This is a genomic window from Pseudomonas sp. I8001, from assembly GCF_013385345.1.
Taxonomy (GTDB): domain Bacteria; phylum Pseudomonadota; class Gammaproteobacteria; order Pseudomonadales; family Pseudomonadaceae; genus Aquipseudomonas.
Genome location: NZ_JACAQC010000033.1, coordinates 18,275 through 34,814, shown reverse-complemented (window position 1 = coordinate 34,814; position 16,540 = coordinate 18,275). Strand labels below are relative to the sequence as shown.

Genomic DNA, 16,540 nt, shown 5'->3' with positions numbered 1-16,540 from the left:
CAATTAACCGTTTCTGACTTCTGTAATCACTGGAACTGAGCGATGGAACTGGCCCAACTGAAAATGGTGAAAGCCGTGGCACAAACCGGCAGCGTGGCCCAGGCCGCCCTGCAACTGCACTGCGTGCCGTCCAACATCACCACACGCATCAAGCAACTGGAAAGCGAGTTGGGTACCCCGCTGTTCATTCGCGCCGGGCGCGGGTTGGCGATCAGTGCCGCAGGGGAAGTGTTTCTCGACTACTGCGAGCGCATCCTCGCGCTGGTGGAAGAGTCCAAGCGTGCCGTCGACAGCAACGCGATTCCCCGCGGCAAGCTGCGCATCGGCGCAGTGGAATCCAGCGCCAGTGGCCGCCTGCCGCCGCTGCTGGCCGAATACCATCGACGTTATCCACAAGTGGAGCTGGAACTGGTGACCGGTGCCTGGGCGCAGTTACTCGATGACCTGCAACATCACCGCATCGACGCCGCGCTGGTGGCCGCCGGCGGCAAACGCCCGAAGCTCGAACAAAGCGTGGTCTACAGCGAGCGCCTGGTGCTGATTACCAGCGCCTCCAGCGCACCCATCGAGGACGCCCGGGACCTGGCCGGCCGCACGCTGCTGGTGTGGCCGCCAGGCTGCCCGTATCGCGCAGCCCTGGAGAACTGGCTCAAGCCCCACGACATCAAGCCTGCCATCGCAAGTTATGCCAGTTGGGGCACGATCATTGGCTGCGTCAGCGCGGGGATTGGCGTGGCACTGGCGCCGGAAGGCATCCTGGCGCGCTACGAGCAGGCCAACCAATTGACGTCCTACCGCTTCGACGAATTGGCGGCGGTGGATAACCTGCTGTTCTGGCACAAGGACACCCAACGCCACCTGGCGCGGGATGCCTTTGCGGGGCTGTTGCGGGAGACTTTCGGCTAACCGGTTCTCGCCCCGCTACGCGCGGGCGCAGCAGCATCTTCAGCCTTTTGCGGGGACCAGCCTGGCGTACTGGTCCTGGCTGATCCAGCCCTTGGAAGAGCGGCCTTCGCCATTGATGAACTCGACCTGGGCCCAGCCATCCTTGAACGCCAGTACCGCGACCACATCGTCCTTGACCACGTAGGCACGATGGCTGGCCTTGGCGTCCGGGGCCTTCTGCAGGAAGGCCTTGTCGGACGAAACGGTCACCAGGCCAATCCACTTCTTGGCAGCGGTCTGGGTCAGGTCCAGGCCGGTGGCAACTTCCGGCATCAACACGTTGATGCAGCCGGGATGTTCGCGGCCCTTCTCCACGGTCAGCGTCACACCGTCCGAGGAAGCCGCGACGGTACCCGGATAGGCCTCATCCAGCCATGTCGACACCGATGCCTTCGCACCGTCGACCTTGCCCTGCAGGAAGAACGTGCACGAGCGGGTCACGCCCTCGCCCATTTCCTCGGCATAAAACCCCTCCACCTGATGCTCGGGCGTCACGGCCAGCATCAGCCCTTCGTACTTGCCCGAGTGCAGCGTAGCGGCAAACGCCGGCGCACCTGCAGCAACACACACGAAAGAGGCAACCAGCAATCGGGACACGCAACGTTTGAACGGCATTCTATTTTTTCCCTTCAAGTGCTTCGTAGGCTTTTTTGATGCGTTGGTCATAGTCGCCATAATCCTTGCCGTTATAGTTCAGCGCCATGGCGGCGTAATCCTTGTTCTTCATGGCCTTGACCAGGGCCGGGCTCTGGCTGCAAAAACCGAGGAAGGCCTTTAGTTGATGCCCGGCATTAATCTTCATGGCCACCACAAATTCAAACACCGTTTTATAACCGCATGCCGTGAAGTTGGAGCCCATTATCTGAAACATGCCCCAGGAGGCCGACTTCAAGGCCGCTTCCTGATCCAGCGCAAAGGCGGTGGCCATGGTTTCCCAGGCCTTGGTCTGGTCCTTGTTATTGGCCTTCCACTGGGGCCCGGCCTTCTTCACGTAGGGGTAAGACAACAGCGGGTGGGTCTGGTCGTATTTACTCTTGGTGTACTTGCGAAAATGGTGCCCTTCAAAGGCGATCACCGGCAACTTGGCCGGGCCGAACCCGGAGCGCCCGCCCGACTCCACCGTGGCAAAGGCCTTGATGATATTGACGGAAATGCCGTTACCCAACTGCGTGGCAGCGTTCTGGAAGTCCGTATCCGTCAGCGTCGTACCGCCGTCGCACGTGGCCTGGAGCATCATCTGCCGGTTGCGCCGCTCGGCCTCGATCATTGCCCGCATGCGGTCCAGATAGTGGTCGACCGTGGCCTGGACCATGTCCGCGCCGGTGTTGCCGAACACATTGAGGAACGTCGGAATACGCAGGGTCGGGTTCGGCTTGACCGGCACCTTCACCGCTTCTTCGATCAGGCTATTGAAGGTGCGCCCGGTAGGGTCGATGACACCATCGGGATGCGCGTATTTGAGGTGGCGGAACTGATACTGGCTGATGCACTGCACCAACTGGCCGTCGCATTTGCCATTTTCCGCCAGAGGGAAACCCAACTTGGGAATGATCAAGTTGAATAAATACTGGATGCATTGAACATCGGCGGGCAAGTTGCGGGCTTTGCCCGGCGCACCGACGGAAGCGCTGATGAGAGTGGGCAACCCTTGCAGGCTTTTCATTACCGACATCCTTGTTAGTTGGGGTGAATGAGCAATAAAGCGCCATCACTTTAATATCATCCATGCATTGACGACATATCTTGAAATATGTGACTGACGCAAACTAGCAAGGCCTGTAGACGCTGTCCAGAAGGGATGCTTGAAGTTGTGAAAGAGTCCTCACGGTCGTTTGGCAGCGCGATTGCTGTCGGGCGTGAAGGATTTTCCGAAAGACGAACAGCAGAAATCGCTTCGCAGTTGACGATTGTCAGCGAAGGGTTTCATACGCGTATTTTTTTGAATCAAGGAGGGGTGGCGTTATGGAGGCAACCCCACCAGCCACACCCCGGCACACAATGTTCCCGCTGTGGCTGCTGCCTTCCGGCTCTGACCAGGTTCACGGGTAATCGTTGCGGGGGGACCGATGGGGTCACCATAACGACGCTCGCCTCTCGGCAAGCCGCGCCATTGTACCGATCTCATCGGAAGTTACAACCGTTGGCGCGGGATTAAAAATATCTGATGGTTCAAGTACTTGGCTGCAGGAGCAAGCTTGCTCCTACAAAAGCACGACCTCATCCGCCCGACCGCCCTCTTGCTGGATCACCAGGTGAATGAAGTGCAGCTTGGCAATCACCGCCGGCGGCAGGACGAACGGATAGAAATCCGGCTGGCCCATGCTGCGGGACAGTTCGTTGAGCATGCCGGCCAGTTCGATCCACGCATTGACGAATGACAGGAACGCCGTGCCGCCGGGATGCCCGGGGTCGTAGAGGGTGCTGAGGGGGAACGGCTGGTAATCCAGGTCCATCTCCCGGGCGCTCATGCCGAAGCCCAGCGCGGTGTCGACGGCGTCCATCATGTGCAGGTAATGCGCCCAGGTTTCCGCCCAGTCTTCCCACGGGTGCATGGTGGCGTAGGCGCTGACGCAGGTTTGCTGCCAGTCCGGGCGCGGGCCGTTCTGGTAGTGCTGCTCCAGGGCGTCGGCGTAGCTGGCGCGCTCGTCACCGAACAGCGTGCGGAACGGCTCCAGCCAATGGCTGTTGGCGATCAGGCGGTCCCAGTAGTAATGGCCGACCTCGTGACGGAAGTGACCGAGCAAGGTGCGGTAAGGCTCGCGCATCTGTACGCGAATTTTCTCACGGTGGGCGTCGTCGGCTTCCTTGATGTCGAGGGTGATCAGGCCATTGGCGTGGCCGGTGGTGGGCGCGTTGCCTTCCAGGTCGATGCCGACAAAATCGAAGGCCAGGCCGGTGTCTTCATCCACCGCCTTGGGAATCACCTGCAAGCCCAGGCTGATGAGTTGGGCCACCAGACGACGCTTGGCGGTTTCGACCTTGCGCCAGCGTTCGGGGTTTTCGGGGATCGACAGGTCGGGAATGGTGCGGTTCAGGCTGCAGGCCACGCACAAGACCTGGCCGTTGTCGGCGGGCAGCAGCCAGTTGCAGGCGGCCGGCGTGTCGAGGTTGGCGCAGCGGCGAAAGGCACCGGCTTCAGGGTCGGCGTCCAGCAGCCAGGTATCGGCATACGGGCCGGGCTGCAGGGAGGACAGGCGACTCTGCTCCGGCTGATAGCCCAGCAGCGCCGAGCAGGCCAGGCACTGGCTGTTGCGAAAGAACAGCGATTGCCCACAGCGGCACTGCCAGACCTTGCTGTTGCGCGAGGTCTCGGCCATGAACGGTGCGGCGATGCGCGAACTGAGTTGTTCGAAGAAGCGGTACATGGCGATCTCTCCGGGAGGCTTGCCAATACTAGAGCATTGCCCGAGAGAGATCGTTCCCACGCTCTGCGTGGGAATGCATCCAGTGACGCTCCGCGTCGCACCTTTCAGAGCGGACGCAGAGCGTCCAGGGCGGCGTTCCCACGCAGAGCGTGGGAACGATCATCAGACTAGAGCATTGCCCGGGAGAGATCGTTCCCACGCTCCGCGTGGGAATGCATCCATTGACGCTCCGCGTCGCAACTTTAGAGCGGACGCAGAGCGTCCAGGGCGCCGTTCCCACGCAGAGCGTGGGAACGATCATCAGACCGTGATGTTGTGCTTGGCCAAAAACGCCACGAACGCCTCTTCATCCAGCACTTTCAAGCCCAGCTCAGTGGCCTTGGCGAGCTTCGAACCCGCGCCCGGCCCGGCGACCACGCAATGGGTTTTCGCCGACACCGAGCCCGCCACCTTGGCGCCCAGGCTTTCGAGTTTTTCCTTGGCAACATCGCGGCTCATCAGTTCCAGGGAGCCGGTGAGCACCCATGTGTGACCGGCCTCGGGCAAGCCTTCGACGACTTTCTTCTCACTCTGCCAGTGCATGCCGAAGTCCTTGAGCTGTTGCTCGATGGCCAGCGCACGCCGGGCGTTTTCTTCAATATCAAAAAAGTCCCGGACGGCCTTGGCCTGCTTCTCCGGCAACGCCTGGCGCATGTCGAGCCAGTCGGCCTTGATCACGCCTTCGAGGGAGCCAAACTTGTCCGCCAGCTTCTGCGCGGCGCCCGGCCCTACGGACGGTACGTGCAGCTTGTCGAGCAAGCCGCCCAACGTGGTGCTGGCCGCAAACTCGGCGCTCAGGTCGCCCTGCTCCTGCAACTCCAGGCCGCACTCGTCCTTCGAGATCAGGGCGCCAATCACATCCTGGTTATGGCTGTCTTCAAAGAAGCTGTGAATCTCGTGGGCCACTTCCAGGCCAACGTCCGGCAAGTACGTCAGCACTTCCGGCAAGGCCTGCTGCACGCGCTCCAGGGATGCCAGCGAGCGCGCCAGCACCTTGGCCGTCTCCTCGCCCACATCGGGAATGCCCAGAGCGTAGATAAACCGTGCGAGGGTTGGCGTCTTGCTGTTTTCAATAGAGGCAATCAGCTTCTTGCTGGAAACGTCGGCAAAACCTTCCAGGTCGATGATCTGTTCGTACTTGAGCTTGTAGAGATCCGCCGGCGAGCCGATGAGTTTTTCGTCCACCAGTTGCTCGATGGTCTTGTCGCCCAGGCCATCGATGTCCATGGCCCGGCGCGAAACGAAATGGATGATCGCCTGCTTGAGCTGCGCACCACAGGCCAGGCGCCCGACGCAGCGGTACACCGCGCCTTCACTGACGGTTTCCTTGCCCTTGCTGCGCTTGACCAGTTGCGTACGCTCAACGTGGGAGCCGCACACCGGGCAGCTCTCGGGGATCTGCACCGCACGGGCGTTTTCCGGGCGGCGCTCGGTCACCACCGATACCACTTGGGGAATCACATCACCGGCACGGCGGATGATCACCGTGTCGCCGATCATCAGGCCCAGGCGTGCCACCTCGTCCATGTTGTGCAGTGTGGCGTTGGACACGGTCACACCCGCGACCTTGACCGGTTTCAAGCGTGCCACGGGTGTCACAGCGCCGGTGCGGCCGACCTGGAATTCAACGTCAAGCAGCTCGGTCAGCTCTTCCATGGCCGGGAATTTATGGGCAATTGCCCAGCGCGGCTCGCGGGCACGGAAGCCCAGCTCCCGCTGGTAGGCAATGCTGTTGACCTTGAACACCACGCCGTCGATTTCATAGGGCAAGGCGTTGCGGCGCTCACCGATATCGCGGTAGTAGTCGAGGCAATCCTGAATCCCTTTTGCCAGCTTCAGCTCATGGCTGATGGGCATGCCCCACTTCTTCAGCTGTTGCAGGTTGCCGATGTGGGTGTCGCTGATATCCGTGGTCACGCCATAGCAGCAGAATTCCAGCGGACGGCTGGCGGTGATCTTCGAGTCCAGCTGACGCAGGCTACCCGCCGCCGCGTTGCGCGGGTTGGCGAAAGTCTTGCCGCCAACTTCCAGCTGGGTGGCGTTCAGCCGCTCGAAACCGGCCTTGGACATGAATACTTCGCCGCGCACTTCGAGGGTCGCCGGCCAGCCGGTGCCGTGCAGTTTCAAAGGAATGTTGCGCACGGTACGCACGTTGACGCTGATGTCTTCGCCAGTGGTGCCATCGCCACGGGTGGCGCCACGCACCAGCTCACCGTCCTGATACAGCAGGCTGACCGCCAGGCCATCGAGCTTCGGCTCGCAGCTGTACTCCACCGCTGCGCCACCGCCAAACAGGTCGCCCACGGGCAGGTCCAGGCCTTCAGTGACCCGGCGATCGAATTCCAGCATGGTGCTTTCATCAAAGGCGTTGCCGAGGCTGAGCATCGGGATTTCGTGGCGTACCTGAGTGAACGCAGACAATGCCGCACTGCCGACCCGCTGCGTCGGTGAATCACGGGTTACCAGCTCCGGGTGCTCGGCTTCAAGCGCCTTGAGCTCGTGGAACAAACGGTCGTACTCGGCGTCCGGAATGCTCGGCTCGTCGAGGACGTGGTAACGGTAGTTGTGCTGATCCAGTTCAGCGCGCAGTTCGAGGATGCGGGTGTGGGCGGCGGTCATGGGTGTTCTCTCATAAAGCAAAAGAGCAGCCGAAGCTGCTCAATATGTTAGTGCATGGATTCTACAGGCAACGCTTAAGCTTGGACCTTAGCGCTTCTGTGTCAGGGCACGACGCTCGAACTCGACGATGCGCTGACGGTAATGCTCGATGGTCTGGGCGGTCAGGACACTGCGTTGATCGTCCTTGAGTTCGCCGTTGAGTTCCTGGGACAGCTTGCGAGCTGCCGCCACCATCACGTCGAACGCTTGTTTCGGGTGACGCGGGCCCGGCAAGCCGAGGAAGAAACTCACCGCCGGAGTGCTGAAATGGTCGATGTCGTCCAGATCGAAGATGCCCGGCTTGACCGCATTGGCCATGGAGAACAGGACTTCGCCGTTGCCGGCCATGCTTTCGTGGCGATGGAAAATGTCCATCTCGCCAAAGCGCAGACCACTTTCCAGAATATTCTGCAGCAGGGCCGGGCCCTTGAAGCCGGCGGCGTCACGGCAGATCACGCTGATCACCAGCACCTCTTCGGCAGCCGGCTGGTCCTTGACGGATTCTTTATGGGCGCTCTTGGCCGGGGACTCATCCGGGAAGTCGTCATCACGGCTGCTGAAGCTCGGGCCTTCTTCCAGGTCCAGGTTCAGGTCGCCCTGGGATGGCTCGCTGGCCGCGCTGCGCTTGCCGCGCTTGGGTTCACGGGCTTCACGCACCGGTGCGCTCATCGACGGCAGGTCGTGTTCGTCCAGGTGCGGTTCTTTATGGTTGTCCAGGACACGCGGTGGCCCCAGCAGCTCGGCGCTGCCGTCGTCGTCCGGCAAATTGGACAGGTTGCGGTCCAGGCGAAATTTCAACTTGCCCTTGCCGCCACGCATCCGGCGCCAGCCATCAAAAAGAATACCGGCAATGACAATAATGCCGATGACGATCAGCCACTCGCGCAGACCGATTTCCATGTAATCCCGTGCCTCTAATAAAAAATGCTGAAAAATAAGGGGTTTAGCACCGTGCAAACCGCTTTAAAACGTGGCGCCAACTCTATGTTCTGAATGACGTTTTGCCCACGCATACGAAAATTTGACATTAAACTAGCACGACCAAAGATAACTTTACACCGTCTGTCAAAATGCCTTGAACAAATATGTCCATTTGCCACTTTTCCCAGACCGGTAAATCACCTTACGTCCTGCTGAAAATCCTCCTTCGACCTGCGGCTCAGGATTCCACCAGCGCCATCGCCTCTTCGACATCCACCGCCACCAATCGCGAACAGCCCGGCTCGTGCATCGTCACGCCCATCAATTGATCGGCCATTTCCATGGCGATCTTGTTGTGGGTGATATAGATGAACTGCACCGTCTGGGACATCTCTTTAACCAGTCGGGCGTACCGTCCAACGTTAGCGTCATCCAGCGGGGCGTCAACTTCGTCGAGCATGCAAAACGGCGCCGGGTTCAACTTGAAGATCGCAAATACCAGGGCCAATGCGGTCAGTGCCTTCTCGCCACCAGACAACAAATGGATGGTGCTGTTCTTCTTGCCCGGAGGCCGCGCCATGATCGTTACCCCTGTATCGAGTAGATCTTCGCCCGTCAGTTCCAAGTAAGCGCTGCCACCACCGAAAACTTTCGGGAATAACGCCTGTAAACCGCCATTAATCTGATCAAAGGTATCTTTGAAGCGATTACGGGTTTCCTTGTCGATCTTGCGGATCACGTTTTCAAGGGTGTCCAGCGCTTCGACAAGATCGGCGTTCTGCGCGTCCAGATAACGCTTGCGCTCGGACTGCTGCTGGTACTCGTCGATGGCCGCGAGGTTGATCGCGCCGAGTCGTTGAATGCGCGCGGCAATCCGCTCAAGTTCTTCTTCGGCTTCTTTCTCGTTGGCCTCGGCGGTCAGGGTATTGAGCACGCCGTGCAGGTCGTAGCCGTCTTCCAGCAACTGGTCTTGCAGGGTTTTGCGGCGCACCGTCAGGGCCTGCCATTCCATGCGCTGCTGTTCGAGCTGGCCTCGGATCAGTTGCGACTGTTGCTCGGCCTGGGTCCGGCGTTTTTCTGCGTCGCGCAGTTCGCGGTCGGCGTCTTCCAGGGCGATCTGGGCGGTCTTGAGCTCTTCGTCGACGGTCATGCGCTTGTCGAGCAACTCTTCAAGCTTCAGGCGCAGCTCTTCCAACGGGGCCTCGCCCTCCTCCAGGTTGAGGCTCAGTTGCTCGCGTTTTTCGGTCAGGCGTTCGGACTGCATTTCCAGGCGCTCAAGGGCCTGGCGCGTGGAGTCGTGCTGCGCCCGCAGGGAGCCGAGGCGCACGGCCAATTGATGGGCGTGATCCTTGTGCTGGCGAGCTTCCTGGCGCACCCGATCGAGGCGCTCGCGCAAGCTGTCGCGCTGGGCCAGCAGCAGCTCGCGTTGCTCGGTGTCCAGGGCCATGCTGTCGAGGGCTTCCTGCAGTTGCAGGCGTGCTTCGCCGACTTGTTCGTGTTCGAGGGCGCGTTGCTCGCCCATCTCCGCCACTTCTTCGTCGAGCCGGGTGCGGCGCAGGGTCAGTTGCTCGACCTTGGCCTTGCTCGCCGAGAGCTGGGCTTTCAATTCGCCCTGCTGGCGCGCTTCGTCCTGCAACAGCCGGCGCAGGTGTTCGCGGCCGGTCTCTTGCTGGCGCTGGGTGGCGCGCAGGGTTTGCAGCTGGTTTTCCAGGGACTCGAGTGTGGCTTCGCGCTCTTCGCGCTCGGCGGTCAGGTTGACGATTTCCTGGCCACGGGCCAATACGCCGCTTTCCGCTTCGCTGGCGCGCCGTACCCGCAAAAAGTGCCGGCCGACCCAAAAGCCGTCACGGCTGATCAGGCTTTGCCCGGCGGCCAACTGGCCGCGCTGGGCCAGGGCCTGCTCAAGGCTGTCGACCGGCTTGACCTGGCCGAGCCAGGGCGACAGGTCAATCGCCGCCTCCACTTTATCCAGCAGGCTGCCCGGCACGCGAGTGCCGTCCGCCGCCGGGCTGAGCAAACGCAGATCGCCCTGGGCAAAACCCGCCAGGTCAAACCCGCCAAAATCATCCACCAGCACCGCTTGCAGGTCAGCGCCGAGCACGGTTTCCACCGCCAGCTCCCAACCGGCTTCAACCTTCAGACCTTCGGCCAGACGCGGGCGCTCGGCCAGGTGTTGGTCACGCAGCCATTCAGCCGTGCCGGTGCCCGGGTCAAGCGCCGCTTGCTGCAAGGCTTCCAGGGAAGCCAACCGGCCGTTGAGCCGCTGCAAATCGCCCTGGGCCTGCTGCTGTGCCTGGGTCGCCTGCTGCAGTTGCTGACGCAATTGCTCGAGGCGCTCCACTTGTTGTTCTTCGCTGGCTTCCAGCTCTTCCAGCGTCATTTCGCTTTCGGCGAGTTTCTCGCTCAGTTCGAGGATCGCTGCATCTTCCGGGTCGGCAGCGAGCAGCACGCGCTCTTCCACCAGGCGCCGCTGACGCTCGGCCAGGCGCTCCATGCTGGTTTCCAGTTGCTGGATGCGTGACTGCTGCACCTCAGCCTGGCGGCGCGGCTCGGCAGATTGCAGGTTGAACGTGTCCCACTGCTCCTGCCAGGCGTGCATGGTGGTTTCGGATTCTTCCAGGGCCGCAGCGGCTTCCTCGGCAGCGGCGCTGGTGACTTCCTGCTCGGGAGTGAGCATGTCCAGCTCCTCCCCAAGGGTCAGCAGCAAGGTGCGGTCGTGGCCCAGGTGCGATTCGGTTTCCAGGCGCGCACGCTCGGCTTCTTTCAAGTCGTCCTGCAACTGGCGCAAACGCTGCTGGCCGTGCTGGATGCTCTGCTCGACCCGGGCGATATCGCCGCCCACCGAATAGAAGCGCCCCTGCACCAGATTGAAGCGCTCGGACAGGTCATGGTGACCGTCCCGCAGGCGTTCGATGCTGGCGTCGGCATTGCGCTGCTCGGCCACCAGGGCTTCGAAGCTGATTTCCTGGATGCCGATGATTGCTTCGCGCTGGCCCACCTGGTCATTCAACGCCTGCCAGCGCAGGGCCGACAGTTGCGCCTTGAGCTGACGCTCCTCGCCCTTGTATTCCTGATACTTCTCGGCGGCCTGGGCCTGGCGGTGCAGGCGCTCCAGCTGGCGCTCCAGCTCTTCACGCAGATCAGTCAGGCGGGCAAGGTTTTCATGGGTACGGCGGATACGGTTTTCGGTCTCGCGCCGGCGCTCCTTGTACTTGGAGATGCCGGCCGCTTCCTCGATAAAGTTACGCAGGTCTTCGGGCTTGGCTTCGATCAGCTTGGAGATCATCCCCTGTTCGATGATCGAATAGCTGCGCGGGCCCAGGCCGGTACCGAGGAAGATGTCGGTGATGTCCCGGCGGCGACACTTGGTGCCGTTGAGGAAGTAGCTGTTCTGGCTGTCGCGGGTCACTTTGCGGCGAATGGAGATTTCCGCATAGGCCGCGTACTCGCCCACCAGGGTGCCGTCGGAATTGTCGAACACCAGTTCGATGCTGGCCTGGCTCACCGGCTTGCGGCTGGTGGAGCCGTTGAAGATGACGTCGGTCATCGACTCGCCACGCAGGTTTTTTGCGGAGCTCTCGCCCATCACCCAGCGTACGGCGTCGATGATGTTCGACTTGCCGCAGCCATTGGGCCCGACCACTGCCGCCATGTTACTGGGGAAGTTCACCGTGGTCGGGTCGACGAAGGATTTGAACCCCGCCAGTTTGATGCACTTGAGCCGCACGCTTAGGCTTCCGCCAACGCAGCAATGACCAGCGAGCAACTGCGCTCGCCGTAGGCCGAGAGCACCAGGCGAATCTGCGGCAGGTCACGGGCCAGCACGGCGGCGAGCAATTGCTCGAACAGCACCAGGTACTCGCTCATGGACGCCTTGCGCTGATCCAGCGCCAGGTAATAGGCGCGGTTCATCGCCGGCTGCAGGTTCTCGACGGTTTCCTGCAGGTACGGGTTGTTGGCGAACGGATAGGCGGCACGCATCACGTTGAAGCTCTCTTCGACGAAGGCGCGGATGTCCTGGCGTTCGAAGCTGGCGATCAGGCGCTGCTGGATTTGCACGAACGGCGCCATGTCGGCCTGGGTCTGCCAGCCGGCGGCGACCGCATTGCCCAGCAGGATGTACAGCTCGCCCATCAGCGTGCACAGGCTTTGCACCTTGTGGGCCGTCAGCTCGGTGACGTGGGCGCCACGGCGCGGCAGGATCGCAATCAGGTGCCGGCGCTCGAGGATCAGCAAGGCTTCGCGCACGGAACCACGACTGACATTCAGCGCCAGTGTGACCTTCTGCTCCTGGATCCGCTCCCCAGGCTTGAGATCGCCGCGAATGATACGTTCGGCGAGGTGGTGAGCGATTTGCTCGGCAAGACTATCCGGCGCCTTGAACGTCATGTTTTCCCTTCAAAATCTTCTATCGGTACAAGCGCGGCAGTGTAGCGCACTTGCCGGTTGATGGCGTACGGCCCACAGAGCGGAATTTGGCATGAAATAAGCAGCCATTAAAGTCCAGAAGCCCCCAAAAACGGCGGTTCCAGAGAACTGGACCATAATTAAGGATGTTGATATCGCATTTTCTTGACCTTTCGGTCAGAAAATCGTTGACCGAAAAGTCAGACATGACTAGATTCGGCGCAAAGCGGTTAACAACAATAATGAGTCTGCGAGGCCTTCCGTGATCCAGTTTTTACTAAACCAGGAGCTCCGTAGCGAGCACGCCCTGGACCCGAACCTGACCGTGCTCAACTATTTGCGTGAGCACCTGGGCAAATCCGGCACCAAGGAAGGCTGCGCCAGCGGCGACTGTGGCGCCTGCACCGTGGTAGTCGGCGAGTTGCACACCGACGATCAGGGCGCCGAGCAGATTCGCTATCGCAGCCTCAATTCGTGCCTGACGTTTGTCTCGTCCCTGCACGGCAAACAACTGATCAGCGTCGAAGACCTCAAGCACCAGGGCCAACTCCACAGCGTGCAACAGGCCATGGTGGAGTGCCACGGTTCGCAATGCGGCTTCTGCACCCCGGGCTTTGTGATGTCGCTGTTCGCCCTGCAAAAGAACAGTGATGCACCCGACAGCCAAAAGGCCCACGAAGCCCTGGCCGGCAACCTCTGCCGCTGCACCGGCTATCGCCCGATTCTTGCCGCCGCCGAACAGGCCTGCTGCAACAAGCCCCAGGACCAGTTCGACAGTCGCCAGGCCGACACCATCGCCCGCCTGAAAGCCATCGCCCCGACGCAAACCGGCGAGTTGAACAGCGGCGACAAACGCTGCCTGGTGCCGCTGACCGTCGCCGACCTGGCGGACCTTTACGACGCTTACCCACAAGCCCGGCTGCTGGCCGGCGGCACCGACCTGGCGCTGGAAGTCACCCAGTTCCACCGCACGCTGCCGGTGATGATCTACGTCGGCAATATCGAAGAGATGAAGCGCATCGAAAGCTTCGACGACCGCCTGGAAATCGGCGCCGCCACTCCCCTGTCCGATTGCTACAGCGCGCTCAACCACGAATACCCGGATTTCGGCGAATTGCTCCACCGTTTCGCCTCGTTGCAGATCCGCAACCAGGGCACCCTGGGCGGCAATATCGGCAACGCCTCGCCCATCGGTGATTCGCCGCCACTGCTGATCGCCCTCGGCGCGCAGATCGTGCTGTGCAAGGGCAACACCCGCCGTACCCTGGCGCTGGAAGACTATTTCATCGACTACCGCGTCACTGCCCGCCAGGACAGCGAATTCATCGAGAAAATCATCGTGCCCAAAGGCGTGCCGCTGTTCCGTGCCTACAAGGTTTCCAAGCGCCTGGACGATGACATCTCTGCCGTCTGCGCGGCCTTCAACCTGAGGATCACTAACGGTGTGATCGACGATGCCCGCGTGGCGTTCGGCGGCATGGCCGCCACCCCGAAACGCGCGAAGAACTGCGAAGCCGTACTGAACGGCGCCACCTGGAATTCCGCCACCGTGGAAAAAGCCTGCGCGGCCCTGGCCGAGGATTTCACCCCGCTGTCGGACTTCCGCGCCAGCAAGGAATACCGCCTGCTCAGCGCACAGAACCTGCTGCGCAAATACTTCATCGAACTGCAAACGCCGCACATCGAGACTCGGGTGACCGCTTATGTCTAACCATCACGCCGTGGAAAAATCCCAGGCCGAACTCGCCGAACTGTTTGCCAAGGACCTGACCAGCGGCGTCGGTCGCAGCGTCAAGCACGACAGCGCCGCCAAGCATGTCTCGGGCGAAGCGCAGTACATCGATGACCGCCTGGAATTTCCCAACCAGTTGCACCTCTACGCACGCATGTCGGACCGCGCCCACGCGAAGATCCTCAGCATCGACACCGCGCCCTGCTACGCCTTTGAAGGCGTGCGCATCGTCATCACCCACGAAGACGTGCCGGGCCTGAAAGACATCGGCCCGTTGATGCCCGGCGATCCGTTGCTGGCCATCGACACCGTGCAGTTCGTCGGCCAGGTGGTGCTGGCCGTTGCCGCCCGCGACCTGGAAACCGCACGCAAGGCGGCGATGGCCGCTGTGATCGAATACGAAGACCTGGAGCCGGTGCTGGACGTGGTCGAGGCGTTTCGCAAAAAACATTTCGTGCTCGACAGCCACACCCACCAGCGCGGTGATTCGGCGGGCGCACTGGCGACCGCGAAGAACCGTATCCAGGGCACCCTGCACATCGGCGGCCAGGAACACTTCTACCTGGAAACCCAGATCTCCTCGGTGATGCCCACCGAAGACGGCGGCATGATCGTCTACTGCTCCACGCAAAACCCCACCGAAGTACAGAAGCTGGTGGCCGAAGTACTCGACGTATCGATGAACAAAATCGTGGTCGACATGCGCCGCATGGGCGGTGGTTTTGGCGGCAAGGAAACCCAGGCCGCCAGCCCGGCATGCCTGTGTGCGGTGGTCGCACGCCTCACCGGCCAGCCGACCAAAATGCGCCTGCCGCGTGTCGAAGACATGCTGATGACCGGAAAGCGCCACCCGTTCTATATCGAGTACGACGTAGGCTTCGACGACAGTGGCCGGCTGCACGGCATCAACCTGGACCTGGCGGGCAACTGCGGTTGCTCACCGGACCTGTCGAACTCGATTGTCGACCGCGCAATGTTCCACTCCGACAACTCGTATTACCTGGGCGACGCCACCGTCAACGGCCACCGCTGCAAGACCAACACCGCCTCCAACACCGCTTACCGCGGCTTCGGCGGCCCCCAAGGCATGGTCGCCATCGAGGAAGTGATGGACGCGATTGCCCGGCACCTGGCCCTCGACCCGCTGGCCGTGCGCAAGGCCAACTACTACGGCAAGACCGAGCGCAACGTCACCCACTACTACCAGACCGTCGAGCACAACATGCTCGAAGAGATGACCGCCGAACTCGAACAAAGCAGCCAGTATTTCGAGCGCCGCGAAGCGATCCGTCGCTACAACGCCAACAGCCCGATCCTGAAAAAAGGCCTGGCACTCACACCGGTAAAATTCGGCATTTCCTTCACCGCCAGTTTCCTCAACCAGGCCGGTGCGCTGATCCACATCTACACCGACGGCAGCATCCACCTGAACCACGGCGGCACCGAGATGGGCCAGGGGTTGAACATCAAGGTCGCGCAGGTGGTGGCCGAGATTTTCCAGGTGGAAATCGACCGCGTGCAGATCACCGCCACCAACACCGACAAGGTGCCCAACACCTCGCCGACGGCGGCTTCCAGCGGCGCCGACCTGAACGGCAAAGCCGCACAGAATGCCGCCGAAACCATCAAGCAGCGCCTGGTGGAGTTTGCCGCGCGCAAATATGAAGTCAGCGAGGCCGACGTTGAATTCCACAACGGGCATGTGCGGGTCCGCGATCACATCCTGACCTTTGAAGCGCTGATCCAGCAGGCGTATTTCGCCCAGGTGTCGCTCTCCAGCACGGGCTTCTACAAGACCCCGAAAATCTTCTACGACCGCAGCCAGGCACGTGGGCGGCCGTTCTACTACTTCGCGTTCGGCGCGGCCTGTTGCGAGGTGATCGTCGACACGCTGACCGGCGAGTACAAGATGCTGCGCACCGACATCCTGCATGACGTGGGCGCCTCGCTGAACCCGGCCATCGACATCGGCCAGGTCGAAGGCGGCTTCATCCAGGGCATGGGTTGGCTGACCATGGAAGAGCTGGTGTGGAATAACAAGGGCAAGCTGATGACCAACGGCCCGGCCAGCTACAAGATCCCGGCGGTGGCCGACATGCCGCTGGACCTGCGGGTGAAGCTGGTGGAGAACCGCAAGAACCCGGAAGACACGGTGTTCCATTCCAAGGCCGTGGGTGAGCCGCCGTTCATGCTCGGTATTGCCTCGTGGTGTGCGATCAAGGATGCCGTGGCGAGCCTGGGTGACTATCGCCATCAGCCGAAGATCGATGCACCGGCGACGCCGGAGCGGGTGTTGTGGGGTTGTGAGCAGATGCGCCAACTGACCGCTGCAAAAGCTGTGGAAACGGAAACCGAGCTGGCTTCGCTTTAGACCGAGGCGCTGCCATCGCGGGCAAGCCCGGCTCCCACATTTTGATGTGTGAACCCAATCAAATGTGGGAGCTGGCTTGCCTGCGATAGCGGTCGAACTGAC

10 protein-coding genes and 1 other RNA gene are annotated in these 16,540 nt (G+C 61.4%); 3 read left to right on the top strand and 8 right to left on the bottom strand.

Going from position 1 to position 16,540, the window contains the following annotated elements; translation table 11 throughout:
* Nucleotides 1-42 precede the first annotated feature (42 nt).
* Complete coding sequence (locus HX839_RS21940; RefSeq protein ID WP_003219067.1) at nucleotides 43-906, top strand: LysR family transcriptional regulator; 864 nt, start codon at nucleotides 43-45, stop codon at nucleotides 904-906.
* 39 nt (nucleotides 907-945) lie between these two features.
* Here HX839_RS21940 and HX839_RS21935 read toward each other — a convergent pair whose 3' ends face one another.
* From HX839_RS21935 to HX839_RS21900, 8 genes are all read right to left on the bottom strand, one after another.
* The gene (locus tag HX839_RS21935) at nucleotides 946-1,560 is read right to left on the bottom strand and encodes a hypothetical protein (protein WP_177067682.1); all 615 of its coding nucleotides are present in this window, start codon (nucleotides 1,558-1,560) and stop codon (nucleotides 946-948) included.
* Nucleotide 1,561: 1 nt separating this feature from the next.
* Nucleotides 1,562-2,608, bottom strand: coding sequence for an N-acetylmuramidase family protein (locus tag HX839_RS21930; RefSeq protein WP_087694832.1), 1,047 nt, complete (start codon nucleotides 2,606-2,608; stop codon nucleotides 1,562-1,564).
* A gap of 309 nt (nucleotides 2,609-2,917) precedes the next feature.
* An RNA gene (gene ffs / locus HX839_RS21925) (signal recognition particle sRNA small type) lies at nucleotides 2,918-3,014 on the bottom strand.
* Nucleotides 3,015-3,146: 132 nt separating this feature from the next.
* Nucleotides 3,147-4,310 (bottom strand): putative zinc-binding metallopeptidase, encoded by a 1,164-nt coding sequence (locus HX839_RS21920; protein ID WP_177067681.1) that lies wholly within the window; start codon nucleotides 4,308-4,310, stop codon nucleotides 3,147-3,149.
* Nucleotides 4,311-4,610: 300 nt separating this feature from the next.
* Nucleotides 4,611-6,968 carry an NAD-dependent DNA ligase LigA gene (gene ligA, locus HX839_RS21915; protein WP_008437559.1) on the bottom strand — a complete coding sequence of 786 codons (2,358 nt, stop codon included), beginning with the start codon at nucleotides 6,966-6,968 and terminating at the stop codon, nucleotides 4,611-4,613.
* An 87-nt stretch (nucleotides 6,969-7,055) separates the two neighbouring features.
* The gene (gene zipA / locus HX839_RS21910; RefSeq protein WP_003219080.1) at nucleotides 7,056-7,907 is read right to left on the bottom strand and encodes a cell division protein ZipA; all 852 of its coding nucleotides are present in this window, start codon (nucleotides 7,905-7,907) and stop codon (nucleotides 7,056-7,058) included.
* 259 nt (nucleotides 7,908-8,166) lie between these two features.
* Complete coding sequence (gene smc / locus HX839_RS21905) at nucleotides 8,167-11,655, bottom strand: chromosome segregation protein SMC (protein ID WP_177067680.1); 3,489 nt, start codon at nucleotides 11,653-11,655, stop codon at nucleotides 8,167-8,169.
* A 2-nt stretch (nucleotides 11,656-11,657) separates the two neighbouring features.
* A complete protein-coding gene (locus HX839_RS21900) occupies nucleotides 11,658-12,317 on the bottom strand; it encodes a GntR family transcriptional regulator (protein WP_003219085.1) in 660 nt (219 codons plus the stop codon).
* A 280-nt stretch (nucleotides 12,318-12,597) separates the two neighbouring features.
* Between HX839_RS21900 and xdhA the strand changes: the two genes are divergently transcribed.
* Nucleotides 12,598-14,046 (top strand): xanthine dehydrogenase small subunit, encoded by a 1,449-nt coding sequence (gene xdhA / locus HX839_RS21895; protein ID WP_177067679.1) that lies wholly within the window; start codon nucleotides 12,598-12,600, stop codon nucleotides 14,044-14,046.
* Complete coding sequence (gene xdhB / locus HX839_RS21890; protein ID WP_003219089.1) at nucleotides 14,039-16,438, top strand: xanthine dehydrogenase molybdopterin binding subunit; 2,400 nt, start codon at nucleotides 14,039-14,041, stop codon at nucleotides 16,436-16,438. The genes xdhA and xdhB overlap by 8 nt, the downstream gene beginning before the upstream one ends.
* The last annotated feature ends 102 nt before the right edge of the window (nucleotides 16,439-16,540 follow it).